This is a genomic window from Wandonia sp. (assembly GCF_984588085.1).
This window is the reverse complement of sequence record NZ_CFIGVI010000023.1, coordinates 22,707-42,123: the sequence shown is the minus strand read 5'-3', so window position 1 is coordinate 42,123 and position 19,417 is coordinate 22,707. Positions and strand designations below refer to the sequence as shown.

The 19,417-nt window shown below is 42.6% G+C and carries 15 protein-coding genes and 1 tRNA gene; 7 read left to right on the top strand and 9 right to left on the bottom strand.

Annotated features, from left to right (window positions below):
• Position 1 precedes the first annotated feature (1 nt).
• Positions 2-75 (bottom strand) — tRNA-Arg (locus AC4PL9_RS10050).
• A gap of 154 nt (positions 76-229) precedes the next feature.
• Between AC4PL9_RS10050 and porZ the strand changes: the two genes are divergently transcribed.
• Positions 230-2,554: a type IX secretion system anionic LPS delivery protein PorZ gene (gene porZ / locus AC4PL9_RS10045; protein WP_491604619.1), complete on the top strand. Its 2,325-nt coding sequence runs from the start codon at positions 230-232 to the stop codon at positions 2,552-2,554.
• Between the two features lie 2 nt (positions 2,555-2,556).
• Complete coding sequence (gene recO / locus AC4PL9_RS10040) at positions 2,557-3,273, top strand: DNA repair protein RecO (protein ID WP_491604618.1); 717 nt, start codon at positions 2,557-2,559, stop codon at positions 3,271-3,273.
• Here the strand turns inward: recO and AC4PL9_RS10035 are convergent.
• Positions 3,270-3,620: a hypothetical protein gene (locus AC4PL9_RS10035; protein WP_491604617.1), complete on the bottom strand. Its 351-nt coding sequence runs from the start codon at positions 3,618-3,620 to the stop codon at positions 3,270-3,272. The genes recO and AC4PL9_RS10035 overlap by 4 nt on opposite strands.
• Positions 3,621-3,694: 74 nt before the next feature.
• Between AC4PL9_RS10035 and hemW the strand changes: the two genes are divergently transcribed.
• Genes hemW through AC4PL9_RS10020 form a run of 3 tightly spaced genes read left to right on the top strand, consistent with a single transcriptional unit; the run spans position 3,695 to position 7,021 of the window.
• Positions 3,695-4,819, top strand: coding sequence for a radical SAM family heme chaperone HemW (gene hemW / locus AC4PL9_RS10030; protein WP_491604616.1), 1,125 nt, complete (start codon positions 3,695-3,697; stop codon positions 4,817-4,819).
• A 55-nt stretch (positions 4,820-4,874) separates the two neighbouring features.
• Positions 4,875-5,357, top strand: a complete 483-nt coding sequence (locus AC4PL9_RS10025; RefSeq protein WP_491604615.1) for a GAF domain-containing protein — start codon at positions 4,875-4,877, stop codon at positions 5,355-5,357.
• On the top strand, positions 5,348-7,021 hold the full coding sequence (locus tag AC4PL9_RS10020; RefSeq protein WP_491604614.1) for an Ig-like domain-containing domain: 1,674 nt from the start codon (positions 5,348-5,350) through the stop codon (positions 7,019-7,021). The genes AC4PL9_RS10025 and AC4PL9_RS10020 overlap by 10 nt, the downstream gene beginning before the upstream one ends.
• Here the strand turns inward: AC4PL9_RS10020 and purQ are convergent.
• Positions 7,018-7,701 (bottom strand): phosphoribosylformylglycinamidine synthase subunit PurQ, encoded by a 684-nt coding sequence (gene purQ, locus AC4PL9_RS10015; RefSeq protein ID WP_491604613.1) that lies wholly within the window; start codon positions 7,699-7,701, stop codon positions 7,018-7,020. The genes AC4PL9_RS10020 and purQ overlap by 4 nt on opposite strands.
• A gap of 90 nt (positions 7,702-7,791) precedes the next feature.
• Entirely contained in the window at positions 7,792-8,742 is a 951-nt protein-coding gene (locus tag AC4PL9_RS10010) for a hypothetical protein (RefSeq protein ID WP_491604612.1), read from the bottom strand.
• Positions 8,743-8,805: 63 nt separating this feature from the next.
• On the opposite strand from AC4PL9_RS10010, the gene AC4PL9_RS10005 reads away from it, so the two are divergent.
• On the top strand, positions 8,806-8,994 hold the full coding sequence (locus AC4PL9_RS10005) for a hypothetical protein (protein ID WP_343785692.1): 189 nt from the start codon (positions 8,806-8,808) through the stop codon (positions 8,992-8,994).
• Between the two features lie 79 nt (positions 8,995-9,073).
• Here the strand turns inward: AC4PL9_RS10005 and AC4PL9_RS10000 are convergent, their stop codons facing one another.
• The 3 genes from AC4PL9_RS10000 to AC4PL9_RS09990 form a co-directional block, all read right to left on the bottom strand.
• Complete coding sequence (locus AC4PL9_RS10000; RefSeq protein ID WP_491604611.1) at positions 9,074-10,045, bottom strand: OmpA family protein; 972 nt, start codon at positions 10,043-10,045, stop codon at positions 9,074-9,076.
• Between the two features lie 89 nt (positions 10,046-10,134).
• A complete protein-coding gene (locus AC4PL9_RS09995) occupies positions 10,135-11,073 on the bottom strand; it encodes a PorP/SprF family type IX secretion system membrane protein (RefSeq protein ID WP_491604610.1) in 939 nt (312 codons plus the stop codon).
• Positions 11,070-12,359: a T9SS type B sorting domain-containing protein gene (locus AC4PL9_RS09990; RefSeq protein WP_491604609.1), complete on the bottom strand. Its 1,290-nt coding sequence runs from the start codon at positions 12,357-12,359 to the stop codon at positions 11,070-11,072. Before AC4PL9_RS09990 ends, AC4PL9_RS09995 begins: the two co-directional genes overlap by 4 nt.
• Positions 12,360-12,474: 115 nt before the next feature.
• Between AC4PL9_RS09990 and AC4PL9_RS09985 the strand changes: the two genes are divergently transcribed.
• Positions 12,475-17,769: a hypothetical protein gene (locus AC4PL9_RS09985; protein ID WP_491604608.1), complete on the top strand. Its 5,295-nt coding sequence runs from the start codon at positions 12,475-12,477 to the stop codon at positions 17,767-17,769.
• Between the two features lie 54 nt (positions 17,770-17,823).
• Here AC4PL9_RS09985 and AC4PL9_RS09980 read toward each other — a convergent pair whose 3' ends face one another.
• Positions 17,824-18,576, bottom strand: coding sequence for a uroporphyrinogen-III synthase (locus tag AC4PL9_RS09980; RefSeq protein WP_491604607.1), 753 nt, complete (start codon positions 18,574-18,576; stop codon positions 17,824-17,826).
• 12 nt (positions 18,577-18,588) lie between these two features.
• Positions 18,589-19,290 (bottom strand): DUF4271 domain-containing protein, encoded by a 702-nt coding sequence (locus AC4PL9_RS09975; protein ID WP_491604606.1) that lies wholly within the window; start codon positions 19,288-19,290, stop codon positions 18,589-18,591.
• Between the last annotated feature and the right edge of the window lie 127 nt (positions 19,291-19,417).

Genomic DNA, 19,417 nt, shown 5'->3' with positions numbered 1-19,417 from the left:
GTGACCCCGGCAGGATTCAAACCTGCAACCCTCAGAGCCGAAATCTGATGCGCTATTCAGTTGCGCCACGGGGCCATTTTTGACTTATAAAGCGCAAAGGTAATAAAAATACGAATCCATCAAAACAAAAATATTCTTCAACCTCATCCTGCTTATTTCCGGAATTATCCGGTTCATTTATTCAATAATTCGGATATTTGTTCGTTCCATATTTGATTAATTATTGATTATGCGGAAAATTCTGGTTTTCTTCTTTCTTTTCGGTTGGGTGATGACCCCCGCTCTTTTTGGTCAGACTCCCATGGGAGAATGGCGTCTTTTCACTCCTCCGGGAAAGGCAATTGATATCACCGCTTCCTCGACGCATGTATACGCCGCACTGGAAAACGGGCTTCTGGAACGCGAAATTGATGGTGTTGAAAAATACTTGTGGACCGCAGCAAACAACCTTTCTGACATTGACTTATCCACAGTACATTATGACGCAACAAGCCAGACGCTATTCATCGGTTATGCCAACGGAAATCTTGATTTGATCAAAAACAATACAGTTTACAATATTCCGGCACTTCTTTTAGCAAATATGTCCGGAAACAAACGATACAACACCTTCACCTCTTCGGATGGCTTTGTTTATGCAGCTACGGGCGTGGGGATTATCAAATTTGACCCTGTTAAGCAGGAAGTTCGGGACACCTATTTCCCTTTTCCCACTACTACCGCGATCATGGATGTTGCCTTTAAGGGAGATACCATCTTTGCACTGGCCGGAGACCGTGTGCGGTACGGAAATAAAAATAACATCGCCCTCGCCGATTATACCCAGTGGAATGATTACACACTTATTCCTACCGCATCAGGGGGTAACTATCACAGTTTGCTGAATAAAAACGGCCAATTGTTGTTACAATTTGACAGTGACACCAATTTCGAAGACACGTTGTTTATCCAGGAAGGCAGTACATTTTCTCCGTTCAACCCACTTTTAGACAAGGAAATTAAATCCGTATCGCTTTCGGGTGAAAATCTCCTGATCAGCACGGAAGGAACACTGTACGAAATGGATGCCGATTTTAACCAGATAGATATTGTCTTTCAATACAGCGAAGGCGAATATGTCTATCCCAACAACGCAGTAAAGCCGGGAGAAGATTATTACATCGCCGACAACAACAACGGACTGGTGAAGGCCCGAAACTCGTTCAGCCACGAAAAAATACGCATTCCCGGACCTTCCAGTAACAGTTATTACCGACTAACCTGGGAAGGGGGCAAACTTGCCATCGCAGGAGGAGGGTTGTCCGGAAATCAGGCTACCTACAACACTGCAGGAGTATATCTTTTCGAAGACGAAGAGTGGATCGGCATCAACTTGATGAACCAACCGGAAATGACCGTCAACACCTGGGACATTTTAAGTGTTTCCATAGATCCGAATAATATTGATCACGTTGCTTTTGGCACACAATCCGGACGGGGTCTGTTTGAAGTGACAGACGGACAAAATATTGCCGCGTGGTTTGATGAGAATAACTCTCCGCTTGAACTGACCACATTGGGAAATAACATGTACGCCGTACCCGAAGTGTTTTTTGATAACAATTCCAATTTGTGGATCGCTCAGTCGTATTCGAACCTTCCCCTGAAAGTAAAAACAAAAGACAATGCCTGGTACGAGTTTGATCTCGGTGCTCCGATGAAATCCAAAGCAATTACTGATCTGGCAATTGACTTCAATGGTATAAAATGGGTCGCTGCCTCCGGATCCGGAGTTGTTGCATTCAATGATAACGGAACGATAGAAGATCCATCGGACGACTCCTTTAAGCGACTGACGATGGGAGAAGGGTTGGGTAACCTTCCTTCCAATATTGTCCGATCCATTTGTGTGGATTATAACAACGACATCTGGTTCGGAACCGAAGCAGGGTTGGCAATTCTTTACAGTGCTGATAATATCACGGAAGCAACTGCCGGACAATACGACGCCCAACAGATCCTGATTCAGGTGGATGAATTTGTTGAAATTCTATTAGGAGAAAGTGTCATTACTAAAATCGTGATTGACGGAGGAAACCGAAAATGGATCGGAACCGAAGCTTCGGGTGTATTCCTGCTTTCTCCGGACGGAAGAGAAGAGATTTACCGCTTTACGGCAGAAAACAGCTCGTTGATCTCAAACAACATTCTGGATATCGCAATTGACCAGAATACCGGTGAAGTCTTTTTTGCCACCGATAAAGGATTGGTTTCCTTTAGGAGTGATGCCTCGGAAGGTGATCCTGAATTTAATTCGGTAAAAGTGTTTCCCAATCCTGTACGACCGGATTTCGCAGGACCGGTTACGATTCAGGGACTCGCTTATAACTCGGATGTAAAAGTGACTGATTCGGGAGGGAATCTGGTCTATCAGACGCAATCCAACGGAGGAACAGCTACCTGGAACGGGAAAACCTTACAAGGTGAACGCGCTAAATCGGGAGTCTATCTGATCTGGACCGCTGATCCCTCAGGCAAAGGAAGAAAAGTAGGAAAAGTCGTTTTCATTAACTGATTATGAAAACCAAAGACCAGGCAATTCTTCTGCGTAAAATCAATTACTCGGAGACCAGTCTTATTCTGACACTTCTGTGCAGACAATCCGGACTTCGTACATTTATCTTTCAGGGAGGGAAAAAAAAACACGGGAATATACTCCAGCCCCTTACCTTACTGGAAATCGAATTTTATGAACGACCCGGTTCGGATTTGGCTAAAATTTCCGCTGCTTCTCCTGAGTTCGTTTTCACGTCGATACACAGTCATCCTTACAAATCAGCGACAGCATTTTACCTGGCCGAACTATTGTACAATGTAACAAAACAGGAAAGTGAACAGGAAGAAGATTTTTTTCTTTTTCTGGCGGCGGAAATTCACGAATTGGATCTGGCTCCATTTGAAGCCAATTACCCGCTTTGGTTTACAACGGAACTGACACGGTGGATTGGTATAGAACCGCAGGTCAATTCACCAGATGCCGGTTTTTTCTACCCGGACGAAGGGATCATAGCAGACCGGGCAGAGAGTACATCAGGAAATTACGAAACAGGTGAACACATCCGGATAGTGTCCCGGTTTTTTTCAGCCCCTAAAGACATCGTATTACAATACAGTTTAAACGGAAAACTCAGGAACAGGTTGTTGCGACTAATGCTCAGGTATTACGCTACACACATCAATGGATTTCACTTCCCGAAATCGGTCGAAGTGCTTGAAGAAGTCTTTAATGATTAATTCCAGTGAATTACTGATTTCATTCTGAAAGACTCGTTAAAGGTTTCACGCATTCTGTCCATCTTAAGTTTGGCAGATACATCACCGTTTCGGGCTTTCTCTTTCAATTGATAATACCGATCCAGTGAAAGACCAAAAAGATCGTGATCAAGAATCATTTTCAGATCTGAGATACGTGCATTCACCTCAATCAGAAAGTATTCCAGCTCTCCTAATTCCGTCAGCTCCTCCTCACTCAACTCTTGCTTTCCTACCAGTTCCGAATACCGGGGTATTAAACTTCTGAGTGTAGTCAGAAATTGCTCCAGCTCATGATTGACCTGCTCTTGTTTATTTCTGTACTTCATACTCTTATAATTTGGAGGCAAATTACAAAAGTTGTTCAACGAATAAAATTTATTTTTGTTAAAATAATCATAACATGGCAGGCATCTATATCCACATACCTTTCTGTAAAAAGAAATGTACTTATTGTGACTTTCATTTCTCCACGACTTTTGAATCGTACCGGAAAGAAATGATTGCAGCACTTTGCAATGAAATTCAGATGCGGAGCCCAGATTTCTTCTCCGGAGAACTGGTAACAACGATCTACTTCGGAGGAGGAACGCCCAGTTTGCTGACACCCGAGGAACTGGAAACCATTCTTACTACTGTTCATCAGAATATCTCGACCGATACCGTCGAAGAAATCACGCTGGAAGCCAACCCGGATGACATCACGGAAGAAAATCTGACGGGCTGGAAAAAAGCAGGCATCAACCGACTGAGTATAGGGTTGCAGTCATTCCGAGAACAGGATCTGCAATGGATGAACCGGGCACATTCTGTAGAAGAAGGAGAATCCGCCATTCGCAAAGCACAGGAATTTGGTTTCACCAACCTCACTGTAGATTTGATGTACGGACTTCCCAATCTCTCTCAAGCGGAATGGAAAGAGCATATTTGCAAACTAACGGATCTGAACGTTCCCCACATATCCGCCTATTGTCTGACCGTAGAACCGAAAACAACACTGCACCATCTGGTAGGAACTAATAAAATCCATGTCCCGGATGAGGACACCCAGGCAGAGCAGTTTGAACTGCTAATCCAAACCTTGCGGGAAAAAGGATATGAACACTATGAGATTTCCAATTTTTGCCTTCCCGGACAATACGCCAAACACAACTCCAATTACTGGAAGAACAGAAAGTATCTTGGAATTGGTCCTTCAGCACACAGCTATGACGGAGAAAACAGATTTTGGAATCCTGCGAATAATACGCGCTATATACAATCTGTACAATCCGGAGAGCATACACCTGAAAAAGAAGCGCTTTCTCCCGAAAACCGCTTTAACGAATTATTGCTCACCGGACTGCGAACAATCTGGGGAGTGAATTTGCAACAACTTTCTGCTGCGCTTCCACTGACAGATGCCTTTCGTAATGAAATGGATCATTTTATACAAGCGGGAGACATGCAGCAATCCGGAAATACAATACGGTTAACCCAACAGGGAAAATTAAAGGCAGATTATATCGCTTCAGCCCTTTTTGTCTGAAATATACAATCGCTTTTTTCGCTATCTTCACGGGATAAAGCATTATTTTTGAAACATGGCAGAAGATTTAGATATCGTAGAGGGAACCAAACAGCAACGCTATGATTCTCTATACCCGCAACTGGAAGCATTACTCGAAGGTGAAGAGGATACAATTGCCAATCTCGCAAACATTTCAGCTGCACTAAAAGAGATGTTCGGTTTTCTTTGGGTCGGTTTCTACCGCGTACAAGAAAACGAACTGGTTCTCGGGCCTTTTCAGGGAACAGTTGCCTGTACACGTATTGCAAAAGGTAAAGGGGTTTGTGGAACATGTTGGGAAACTGCCGCTGTACAGGTCGTACCTGATGTGGATGCGTTTCCGGGACATATTGCCTGTAGTTCACTTTCCCGATCGGAAATCGTACTTCCGCTTTTTAAGAATGCACAGGTAGTGGGTGTTCTTGATATTGACAGCGAAAGACTCAATGAATTTGATGCAATAGATGTTCGTGAACTAAGTAAAATTTGCCGATTGGCAGAACGCAAATGGGATTGATTCGTTTTTTAGTACCCGTCTTACTGATTTTGTTTTTTGCCGGATGTGCACAAATGGTTCCGCTGGAAGGAGGTCCAAGAGACATGGCTGCACCCGTACCTGACAGTGCAGGCATTACCCCTCCCCACGCATCCGTCAATACAGTACCCGAAAAAATACGGATTCCCTTTACGGAATTTATCCGCCTGAATAATCCCACTGCAAATATTGTTGTTGTACCGGAAATCAAACCCCGACCCGAATATAAAATCAAGGGGAAAGACCTGATCATTGATCTGTCTAAATCCCAACTCGATTCGAATACAACGTATTCCTTTTACTTTAACCGCGCCATACAGGATTACAGTGAGGGAAATGACAGCATCATGAATTATGTATTCGCAACGGGACCTATTATCGACTCACTCACCTATTCCACCGTTGTTATCGATGCCGAACAGGGAGTGCCTGTGTCAGAAGTTCTGGTTGGTCTTTACACCCCTTCGGATACCTTAGATCCATACTTGCATAAACCGAAATACTTTTCCCAGACAAATCAACAGGGGATTGCTAAATTTTCGTACCTCGCAGAGGGAGAATTTGAAGTGTTTGCTTTTAGTGGCTCGACGACTACTCTTCGACCCGGGAAAGCCGACCCGGTCGCTTTTCTTTCGCACACCATACAAATCGACACTACGGCAAATACAGATACCTTGTTCATCTTCCCGACATTTGAGAAACGTATGCGCCTCTTGACAAAAGAGATCACAGCCCCCGGGAAAATTCTGTTAACCGCAACCCGGGAATTTACCGACGCGGATTTTGTTGTAAAAAAGGATTCAGTTCCTATTGATTTTCTTTTGCAGGAAACGGAAAAAACAGATTCGGTTTACCTCTGGATCAAAGCGGAAGAACTCAATTCGTACAGCGTTGACATCAACTGGCCGGATACCAGTCTCAGCGCACGATTATTTCTAAAGAGATCTTCTTTTTCAGAGCCTTTCACGTTGAAGACAAATCTTGCCCGCGAAAACCGGTTGGGAATTTTTGATACCTTACAACTCATTTCAACAGTGCCTCTGCAAGATTTCGATACCAGTTTACTCTCTGTGGTAGATAAGGACACAAACCGTGTACATGTTAAAAGCATTTTTCAGGAACCATCTACTCTGGTTATAGACGGAGATTTCACTCCCGGAGAACCTTATGAAATAACATGGCTACCGGAATTTGCAACTGATTTCTATGACCGAAAACTGGAGGACACTGTAGTCGTACGTTTTCAGCGGAAGGAAGAAAAAAACTACTCAGTTCTTGAACTTGTTTTGAAAGATCGCCCTGATCGCCCAATGGTATTGCGCCTGTTCAACGATAAAAACCTCATTGCCGAGGAAATGGTATACAATCCGGAAGATACACTCTATACGTTTTCGTATCTGGAACCCGGGAGTTATATTGTCCAGTTCGTACGGGATGACAACCGCAACGGTCAATGGGACACCGGATCGTATAAAGATAAAATTCAGCCTGAAAACTGCCTGTGGTTCAGAGATCCGATTACACTTCGCGCCAACTGGGAAAACAGAGTAACTCTTGAGTTCTCTACTCCAAAAGAAGAAAACCCGGATGAGCAGAAAGAAGAAACAGGAAACTCCTCAGAATCAGGAGAAGTGAATGAGGATTAACAGAACTTAAGAAGCGAATCAAAAATCAGCTTTCCGTCTGTATTCGCCAATTCAGAATCAGCAGCACGTTCAGGGTGTGGCATCATTCCGAACACATTTTTTCCTTTGTTGGTAATTCCGGCAATATTATCCAACGCTCCGTTAGGATTCGATTCAGGAGTAGCAGCAAGTTCTTCGTTTACATACTGAAACAAAACCTGGTCATTATCCCAGATGCTTTTCAACATTTCATCCGGCGCGAAGAATCGTCCTTCACCGTGTGCAACAGGAATTTTGTACGCCTTGTCCTCTAACCCTTTAGTAATTGGTGCTGACTCGGAAACAGGCTTCAATAAGACATTCTTACAAATAAACTTTTGGTTGTTATTGTGTAACAATGCTCCTTCCAACAAACCTGATTCACAAAGAATCTGGAAACCGTTACAAATCCCCATCACATATCCGCCTTTTTCTGCGTGTTTGATCACTTCAGTCATAATAGGGGAAAAACGTGCAATGGCTCCGGAACGCAAATAGTCACCATAGCTGAAACCTCCCGGAAGAACAACAAAATCAACTCCTTTCAGATCAGTATCTTTATGCCAGAGACGCTCTACTTTTTGTCCAAGCTTCGTCTCAAGTACATATACCATGTCTTCATCACAATTTGATCCGGGAAAAGTTACAACACCAAATTTCATCTTTTATCTCATTTAAAGGGCAATACCCTGTTTGCTAACACCCTTTTCATCATGAAAAGGAATAATTCACTGCAAAAATAGTCAATTCTTTCAGAAGAATTTCAAACCTACCTGTATGTAAATTGCAAACAGGAGTAAAAAATACAGTAAAATGTTATAAACAGCAGGGACGCGGGCCAATGAAATTCCGGTCGCAACCAGAAAAGTAGTACCTACCTGACTGATCATTACATATTCTTTGATATTCAGAAAATGGATAAACTCGGAAAAGATCAATAGCAAGACAGAAATCCAGGACAATGTAATTAAACGCTTGAACCGCAAACCACTTCTGATGATCTTTTTGTTAATCACAAAAAAGGAAACCAACAAAAGTAAAACCCAGGCAGAAAACTGAATAAGGCTGATAAGCGACCAGGAGAACCCTGAGTTCTGCTCCCAAAAATGATGAATAAAGTTTCCTGAAGGATAGTAGTGTTCGTAAGTGATAATATAGGCCAACACGCTCACGTATGCCAAAAAAATCAAGGCGTACTCCCGCCATACAAACGGACGAATAACTATCAGAGTAAAGAAAGGGAAAAGTAATAACGGAAAAGCATGCGGGAAGAAACTCAACCCAATACCAAGTAATAATGCTCCGTTGAATATCGCCCTTCTGGCGTCTTCATTTTGACGAACAAAAAACAACTGGCGAATGCTCAGGATATCAAAAAAGTGGAAAAGAAGTACCCCCGGATTATCAACAATACTGATCGTAAAACATCCGACGATATAGACGAATCCCACAACGTAGGTGTTCCGTTCAAGGAAATCATTCGAGTTAAATGTATTGTTAATGAGATAAGCATTAAAAGATACGGTAACTGCAGAAATGACCGTAAGCCAGATGATATCCGGAGAAGGATAATTCCCCCACACGCCCAAATCCAGCTCTTGCGGAATCTCCTGGTACATGAGAAAAACACCACTCATCACCATTGCCAATACCGGAAACAATAAAACAGCCAATGGCTGGTTCGATTTAAAAAGTCGTATCATTTCTGCGAATATACATCACAGAAAAGAAATTATTCATTACATTTGGAGCAAATATTTTAGGTTATGAATTCATCTGTAGTATTCAACGGAATTGCTGACTTGTTACAGTGGACGTTGCAAATTTTTGACGTTATCGGTAACTCTTTTAATTATGCAGTTATCGCTCTTGGTTTTTTCGGACTTTTCTACTGGTTGCGTTACCAGGCGAAATTTAATGCCGAGGCAGCGAATAACCCGAACCAACTCAAATAAGAGATTATACAATCGGGATAAAGAAATTAAAAAAGGGTGGTTAATTAACCGCCCTTTTTTTGTGATTTGCTTTTTCTAATTACTCGTCACTGTTCAGAATTTCGAACAGTTGATCAAGATTCGGCGCTATAATAATCTCAATCCGACGATTCTTTGCCTTGTCATTCTCATCCACAGGGTGGTATTCCGAACGACCCGCAGCAGTTAAAATCTCCGGTTTTACGGATGAATTATTCAGAATAATATCAATTACCGAAGTGGAACGGAGAACAGAGAGTTCCCAATTATTCTTCGGATGACTTGAACTTGCCAAACGATCGGTATCTGTATGACCTTCTACGACAATTTCAATATCTTCTGTTGTTTCCAGCACTTTTGCCAGATCAACCAGTGCCCGTTTTCCTTCCGACTCGACACGCGTTGAACCGGAAGCAAATAACAACTTGGCCTCAAGACTAACATACACCTTACCGTTTCTTTCCTCCACAGTAAGACCTTTTCCTTCAAACCCTAGTAGTGCTTTTGCAACACGCTCTTTTAATGCTTTTACGGCTGAGTCCTTTTTTGCAATTAATTCTTCCAGCTCGTTCACTCTTGCTTCACGTTGCGCCAATAATCTTTGCTTTTCAATTAATTCGGCTTCAAGCTCCCGCAGTGCGTCTTCTTTTCGCTGTACTTCCAATGCTTTTGATTCCAGTTCAGCCTGCAAACGAGCCGTTTGTGCCGCACTGAGTGACCGGTTCTCGTCAAACTTCTTCTCCAGAATAATATTCAGTTCAGTTGCCTTATCATATTCTGCCTGCAACGATCTGAATTGCTGCCCCAACTCAGTCGTATCACTTTTCAATGCGCTGACATCTTTCTTCAGATTTTCGGACACAACCTCCAGATCTTTATACTTCGCCTCATTCTCTATTGCCATCGACTTATACTTCGCCAGCTCCTCAGCACAAACGCGTTCTTTTTCCAACAATTCGTTATACTTCTTTGAAGGAACGCAAGCAAAGAAAAGCGGCATCCCCACCAGTAGTAACCCCAAATTTCTTTTCATGATCTTGACTTTTTTACAAAGTAACAAGAATTAAAGGTTCTCCGGGAAGAGGTGAAACCTTTCTTATACACAACCCGGCTTTAACAACTCTACTCAAACACCGGGCAAACGTCAGATTGTGTACTTTTCTTTTTGCAGGTAGTAATTCCGATCGACAATTCGTGCGTATGCCCCATGCTCCCCTTTAATTTGTTCGTAATGAGATCAAACGAGTACGCAACCGTAAAATAACCTAAGAACTTAACCCGCGCCAGGAACAAAACCGATTCCTGTTTCCGGTATCCGACTCCGAATGTAAACGTATTCCGAAAATCAAGAAGGGCATGAAGATCTATCCCAATAGGCCCGGCAGGTGGAAAGCGAAAAGTAGCTACAGGTAAAAGACTTAGTCCGGCATCATTCAGTTTTATCTGACCACCCCCATTGAGATAAAAATGTAGTCTCTTGGATGCTTCATAACCAATCGGGTAATCCAAAGGAATTAAATTCTGCAGGGTAGCCCCAACAAAGAAATGCTTTCCTGTTAACCAGGTTCCGAACGAAGCATCCGGTCCCAAAAAGGAAAAAGAGGAGGTCTGCACTGCAGGATCCGGATCGATCGAAGTCACACGCGATGCATCAAAAGTCATATTATCAATTCCTGCATAAGCTCCCATCGAAAGGGTAAGCTCCTTTTTTAAGGGAATATGTAACGCATAGGCAAACTGTAAACGATTATGTGCAAACGGACCAAACGCTTCGCGCTCGAATTTGAGTCCGACTCCATGGTAAGCCCCCATGTACTTTCTCTTTTTCCCTCCAACACGCGCCGACAAGGTGAAAAAACCACCGGACGGAGCTTGTGGAACCCCGATCCATTGCTGCCGGTACAAAATACGCATATCCACACACGTATTTATTCCTGCTAACGCCGGATTCAGTGAAAACTGATGAAAAGGCAATTGAGAATACTGAGGCATCTGCTGGCCGGATACCCGAACAGTAAACAAAAGAAAAATTACTAGTTGTATGGTTAAAAATCGTCTCATCGTACAATTGTCACTGCCCCTTTATATACCGTATCATTCGGCCCCTGCTCATTTAGTGAGATCACATAGTAATAAGTCGATGTAGGCAACAACTTGCCGTTGAATGTTCCATCCCAGAATTTTTCTTCGTTGTAACTGACACTTTCAAAAACCCTTTGCCCCCATTTATCATACACCTCTATTCGCATATTCGGATAACGGGAGGCGCCTTTGATTTCCCAGGTGTCATTAATTCCGTCTCCATTCGGGGAAAAAACATCCGGAATTAGAAGGTCACTTGTAACTGTTATGACCATTTCGTCTGTTAATTCACACACTCCATTAGTTGCCGTAAGAAAAAATGTGGTCGTTTGTTCCGGAAAAGCAATCGGATCCAGAACATCTGTTGCACTGAGCCAGATTGCCGGTTCCCAATAAAAATTTGCCCCATCTGTATAACCGTTCAACTTTACGGACTCTCCTGCATAGATATCCAGATCCGATCCGGCATCTATAATAAATTCCAGCACTGTGAACTGGATGTCTCCACTCGTTACCGCTACCGGACAATCTTCATAGCAAGCTGTTTCCGCGCGAATGATATCATCGTCTTCTATCTCGGCCGTAATAATTTCTGTCCCGACGGAAGTAAACCAGAATACACCATTCCGGTACCAGTTTACTGAAGCGGGTTCGGGACATAGTGTAGTATCTACGCTCAGATTAACGGTTTGTCCCTTGCAAAATATAGTGTTGGAGGCAACCAAAGCAATCGAAGAAGCCGGACGGTTCACTCCCGGTCCTGCAACCTGCAAATCAAGTTCAAACTGACTGGGGTCAATAGCTCCTGCGCCAACCATCGTACCTGTTAAGGCAATGTAATACTCCGAATCAGGTGCAAGTCCTGTTATCGGAAGATTAAACGCCCCGTTTTGATCCGTTAAACAACCCAACTGCACATAACTGGCAGCATTGCATGGAACAGAAGTTTCAAGTACTGCAATACTCAACGAATTGTTTGTGTTATTAACGGAATTATCAAAAAGAAGATTCGTTCCCGAAACGGTTACATCTCCCCCCGTTGCATTCGTTCTGAAAACAAACCAAATCGTATTCAGCGGTGTAAAGCAAGTAGTAAAATCATCTTCACAGGAAGGACAGAAAGTAATGTTCGCATTATAGTTGTTGACACGAACGGTTTCCTGCGGACAAAGTGTATCTGCATTACTACATTGGTTATAATCCTCTTGTGAATAAACAGAAGAGATCAGAAAGAAAACAGATATGCAGAAAATTACGTATTTCATTACTAAAATGGTATGTAAAACTATAAATTTCCATTCAGTTATCCATACATTTGCATGGTAATGAACAAAATTGGCATGAAAAATGTATTAACAGGTTTGTTCAAAAAAACTACGTATGAAAAAAATTTACGCACTGTTTTTAGCTGTCTTTGTGCTAAACACTTTATCTGCTCAACGCGTTTTTACGGAGTACGAAACAGATTCCAAATGGTTTATCGGCCTAAATGCCGGGGCAATCTGGCACACCTCTGATGTGAAAAACAAGACCCAATTGGGTTGGGGATTTATGGTCGGTCGATCTTTCAATTACAACTATGGAACTCCCGTAAGTTTTGATGTCCGGTTGCGCTATCTTCGTGGATTCTGGATTGGTCAGGACAACGACCTGTCGATAGTATCTCCGAATGATGCTTCGCTAAGTGGATCTGCCTACCCGCAGGTAAATTACTACAAACCCGACACAGCTACTATTGTGCGTAATTTCCAAACCGACCAGCACAGAATAGCACTCGAACTGGCTATTCATGCGAATCGTCTGCGTGAACGTACAGGACTTGACCTCTATCTTTTTGGAGGAATCGGACTGAATTGGTGGCAGACCTATTCCAACGTGTTAAACAATACCGATTCTACAGCCTATATGTACGATTACACATCATTGAATGGTGATTATTCAAATACTGTTATCAATAATCTTCAGGATGCAACGTACGACACGCCTCTTGACGGAAGCACCAAGACGGGGTATAACGTTTCCTGGATGCCCAGTGTGGGATTGGGAATCGGGTATCAGGTTGGACCTCGATTTCAGGTTGGTGTAGAGCATAAAACTACATTTACCAGAACGGATCTTTGGGACGGAAAGAATTATGATAAATCAGGAAACCCCAGCGGATCCAATGATATATATCACTACACAGGAATTTATCTGAAGTTTAACCTGCGAAAAGGAAAGAAAAAATTCCCCAAAGAGGAAAATGAACAAACGACAGAAACACCGGTAGACAACCTCACCCCAACTACACCCGGCGGAAATTGTCTGACACCAACCGTAGCTATCACAGATCCAGCGCGAACAAATTACTCAGTACAGAATCAATCATTCCTATTCAGAGCAACGGTAACTCATATCGAAGGTGCACATCAGGTAGCTTTTAAAATCAACGGTCAGTACAACACGAACTTTACGTATGATCCGGCAACGGATCGTTTTCAGAGTAATGTAGTTCTTTCACCCGGACAGAACATTTTGGAAATACTTGCTACCAACGCATGCGGAAGTGCAGAAGACAATAGAATTCTTATTCTTGAAACACCACAGATAACTCCTCCTATTGTTAGTTATCAAAACCCTCCGCAAAGTCCGTACGAAACAGAACTTACTGTTTTCCCTCTTGCTGCTCAGGTTTTGAATGTGGATACCAAAAATCAGATAACACTTTCTCTGAACGGCACCAACATCAGTACATTTACGTTCAATCCTACATCAAAAGCTGTTACAGCCCAACTTTCTCTTGTTGAGGGCAACAATAGCGTTGTTCTGACAGGAATCAATCAGGCAGGAACAGATAGTAAGCAAACGATTATCATTCGGAAACGACCTCGTTTGAGACAACCTCCGGTAGTTAATTTTATCAATCCTGCCAGTTCACCCATTACTGTAGACCAGCAAAGAGCTTCTATACTGGCAACCGTTCTTTATGTCGAACAGAAAACCAATATTTCCGTACTGGTTAACGGCAGATTGTTAGGGCAACACCAATTTGAGTACAATACCGCCAATAACATGGTTTCGTTTACTACAGATCTGATTGAAGGAGCTAATATTGTCCAGATAAAAGGAAGTAATGAAGCAGGAACAGCTGAAAAATCAACAACTATTATATACAGAAAAGCTGTTGTTGAGTATCCTCCAATCGTAACTTTCCTCGATCCGTTCGAAAATCCGAAAACGGTTACCATTTCGAATTACGGAGTACGGGCACGCGTACAAAATGTAACCAGTCAGCGACAAATAAGTGTTTGGGTAAACAGCATTCCTACGACGAATTTTACTTACAGTAATTCGTCTCAGGAGGTCTTTCTGCAAACAGGATTAGTAAATGGCGCCAATACCATTACCGTTCGGGGAACCAATTCGGCCGGATACGATGAAAAGTCAACGACTATCATCTATCGCCAATATAATCCGGTTAAACCACCTGTTGTGGACATCACATTCCCCGTTGGAAACCCTGCTGAAACAAGCACACCTACAGCACAGGTACAGGCTACCGTATTGAATGTAAATTCTCAACAAGAAATTTCGGTCTTTGTCAACGCGACACAACTGACTTCTTTCTTCTATGACGGAAATACACATCAGGTAAGTTTTAACGCTCCCCTGAATATAGGTTCCAACCTTGTAAAAGTTGTGGCGTCTACTACTTCCGGATATGCTGAAGACGTACAAACGATTGTCTACAAACGTATTATCCAACAACAACCGCCTGTGGTTACTTTCGTCAACCCGGCTTCTTCACCACAGACAGTTACACAACAAGCATACAATATGCAGGCAACCGTTCTGAACGTTGCTAATAAAGGACAAATCCGAATCCGTCATAATGGAGTTATCATCACTCCTGATCTGTACACATTTACAAGTATATCCAAACAAGTATTCTTCACCACCAATCTGGTTCCCGGAAACAATATATTTGAAGTAACAGGGACCAATGAAGCGGGAAGCGATACTGAAACAGCAACCGTTATTTACAAACGGGAAGTAACTCCGTGTAATAAACCGGTGATAACAATAAATCAACCGCAGCAGAATAGTACGAGCGAAAATCAATCGGTACGTTTTGCCGCACAAGTGACCGGAGTTTCCTCCGTTAATGATATCACAGTTCTCTTAAACGGACTGCCGCAAAACAATCTAAATTTTGCTGCTACAACCGGTCAACTGGCAGGAACCTTCACACTAACTGAAGGGATGAACAACATTGAAATACTGGCAACAAACCAATGTGGTTCTTCCAGAATTTCTACTAGTGTAAAATACACACCAGTTCAGGAACCTTGTTTTGTTCCCGAGGCAAGCAGGGTGAATCCGGTAAATACCACTGCACAGATTCAGGAAGGACAAATCAGTATAACAGCCTCTCTTCTGAATATTACGGAAAGCGGACAGATCACGCTCAACATCAACGGACAGGAAAGTCAGGCCTTTATTTATGACCCCGCACGTCACCTTGTAACTGCAACGATACCTTTATCAGAAGGCAACAACACGATACGTGTAATTGCAGAAAACAAATGTGGTGCAGCCAGTGTATTCTGGAACATCGAGTATGTACGCTGTACACCTCCCGTATGGAATTTAACCAGTAATGTACCTGCAGGAAATGTTACCAGTTCTCCGTCGTTTAATATTAGTGGAAACGTTGAAAACATAAGCTCTCCCCGACAAATTGTCGTCAATCACAATGGTACTCCGGTTAACTTCAACCTGAATACAATGACGGAGATTTTTAGTTCAACAATTACACTTTCCGAAGGAAATAATACAATCATCGTTACAGCCACAAACGAGTGTGGAAAGGATGTTGAAACGTATCAGGTTATTTATAAAAAACCCGTTACCGTACTCCCTCCTACAGTTGATATCATAATCCCTGAAGAAAATCCGCATCACACAACAACCCCGTCAATGACCATTGTCGCCACTGTTGAAAATGTAAGCAACTCTTCACAAATAACTGTCACTATCAACGGTGCTCCGCGTAATTTTGCTTATAACGCTTCGCTGAATCAGGTGAGTTTCTCACAAAACTGGGTAGAAGGAGCCAATGTCGTCGTGGTAAGTGCTACAAATACGGCAGGAAGTAGTTCAGATACAAAAACAGTCATTTATTCGGAGCCGGTTATCATACAACCTCCGGTAATCACATTTACCAATCCGGTGACTACTCCGTATATCATTACCGGAACACAGTACACCGTTACCGGTTATATAACGAATATTTCCTCATTAAACCAGGTGCAGTGCTATGTGAATAATGCGGATTTCGCTCAATACAATCCTTCTTTATCCGGTGGACAGCTTAATTTTACGCTTCCATTGACTTTTGACAATACACATCCTGTATATGAGGTGCGTTTTGTAGCAAGCAATGAAGCAGGTACGGATCAGTCCTCCCGAATCATTCGTCAGAAAAGGGAGGATAACACCGGAAATTGTATGCCGGAAACAGGAGCTGTGTTCGCAGCAAATCATGTATCTGTACAAGTATCCAGCACAAAAGACCTCTCTAATGTAGTCTTGAAGTTCCACGACAATACCACACAAAAATTTGATAACCTTTCCGGAAATACAGGAACGTTTGCAGGAACCGGAACACAGGAAGGAAAATGCATTATCGGAGTTTGGATTAAGTCAGGATGTAACTCCAGCAATGACGGACCGGGATATGGAACGTGGACGCCCAACACAACATTCAACGGACAGTGTAATACAGACAAGCCATGCGGACCGCGGTTCAACCCGGGTAATTCAACCTGGCAATTCTGTCTGATAACTCCTTCGGGCACATTTACACGTGATGATTTGCAATCCAATCCGAATTTCTCCTACCAGGGACCAGCAAGCAGTGCTTATTTCTTGCCGATTGCAGGTGGAGCAGATGCAACGGTTAATGGTGCATCATACCCTATTCAAAGTGGAAGATATTATCTGTTCACAGGAAATCTGAATGTACGGGTAAGCAATAGTCATCCGGGATCAATGGGACATTGGCAAATCTGTATTGAATCATCGACAGCTCCTCGTAGCGGGAATGGAAACAACAGACCACAAAGTCCTTGTGAAACGACTGGAAATACAAACGGAAATAGCAACGGTTCAGGACAGTCAAACAGTTCGTCTATTGAAAATGATTGTCTTCCAAAAGTAAATGCTACTTTCCGTAATGCACACCAAACCGTAACTGTTTCAAGTGACAAGAGCATTTCTAATGTTGTTCTCAAATTTTCGGATGAAACAACGCAGAAATTTGAGAACTTATCCGGAAGAATCCGAACCCTTTCCGGAACAGGAGCAAATTCAGGAAAGTGTATCAAAGGCGTTTGGATTAAATCCGGATGTAACTCAAGTACAGATGGTCCGGGATACGGAGAGTGGGTTCCCAATAGCCAGTTTGACGGGCATTGTACTTCGGATTCACAACAGGAAGAAAGTCCTGAAACGGACGACACACCAACCTCAACCACTCCGGGTGTAATTCGAAAGCCTTCGGGAACAACCATTTCACGTCCCCAAACGACCTCCCCCACTACAGCACCTCAAAGAGGTAGTGGCGGAAGTTCTTCTGGAACCCGATCACCCGGAAACAGATCATCAACAACAATTGTCAAGCCAAGACCTTAAACAGAAAGGGCGGAAGTAATACTTCCGCCCTTTCTGTTATAATATACGTGTCGTTTATTTCTTCTTTTTCTTTGCTGCCTCCACGTACTTTTCAATAGCCATTGTCATTGAAGGAGACTCCGGCTGAGGAGCATGAACATCTAAACGAAGATTATGCTTCAGAACCGCACTTGCTGTAGTTGGTCCAAATGCTGCTATCCTTGTTTCGTTTTGCTTAAAGTCAGGGAAATTCTTGAACAAAGACTCAATTCCCGAAGGACTAAAGAAAACCAACATATCATACTTTACATCATCTAAATCTGACAAGTCAGAAGCAACCGTTCGGTACAAAACAGCCCGAGTGTACTTCACTCCCTGCTCATCTAGTGTATCCGGAATACGTTCTCGTAAAATGTCCGAACACGGAAGTAAATACTTCTCATCCTTGTGCTTTTTGAAAAGATCGATCAAATCATTGATAGTCTGCTTCCCAAAAAAGATCTTTCTCTTTCGGTAAGTAACGTACTTCTGAAGATAGTAAGCTACAGCTTCGGAAATACAAAAATACTTCATAGAATCAGGAACAGTAAACCGGGTTTCTTCAGCGATTCTGAAGTAATGGTCAACGGCTGTCTTACTGGTTAAGATAACAGCAGTAAAATCCGCGAGGTTGACACGTTGTTGTCTGAATTCCTGCGCTCCAACACCTTCCACGTGTATAAAAGGTCTGAAATCAATTTTCAGCTTGTACTTTTCAGCCAGGTCAAAATACGGCGATTTGTCACCCTCTGGTTTGGGCTGAGAAACCAAAATCGTTTTGATACTCAATTTTCCCTAGTTTTAATGGTTCAACATATTCAAAATCCGATCTGCCATAAACGCATCAAAAAACACATTGAATGGCAGAATTTCGAGGGTGCAAATGTACAAAATAATATAATACAACGGAATACCTTGCTGTAAACCAAAAAATATCGCCCGGATATTTATAAACAAAATAAACAGTGTGTTACACACGAAAAAGGCCCATCCGGCAGGCACGATCAGTGAACTGTTCAGGTGTCCGATCACAACAATTGGCAAAAGCAACAAGCCTAGTAGCTGCGGCAGCAAAACGAGGTTAAATCCATTCTCCCGAATGACACTTTTTTTGCCCGTCACAAAACCTACCAGTACAAGAGGAATCATAAAGAACAATTGAACAGCAATCGGCCACAAAAGATGTACAAAAAAGGGTATATTAATACCCCCGAAAAACAAAAGACTCCCCATGGAAGTGACCAGCCAAAAGTTAATGAGTAACAAAAAATCCGAAAAATGAACGACTCCGTAATTCTCCCGGATAACCTGATTAATGGAATTATTTCTGATCAGAATACGAAACAGGGCGGAGAAAATCTCCGGACGGACAAATTTTGCAACAGAGATAAGAATTAACGCAAAGAAAATGCCGTAATTAATGATTGCCTGTGTTCCTTCATTTCTTTGAACGGCCTCAAAAAGAGGCCACATATCATGATCGTATGTCAGTATATCAAACATGTGTTAGCAAAGGTAGTATAATCTTGATTATATTATATGCATCTTCCGCTCCCGGATATGGCCTTTTCATAATCAGACATTTTTGCATGCAAAATTCATTTCTTCCTTCAGTATGTAAGAAGTACCT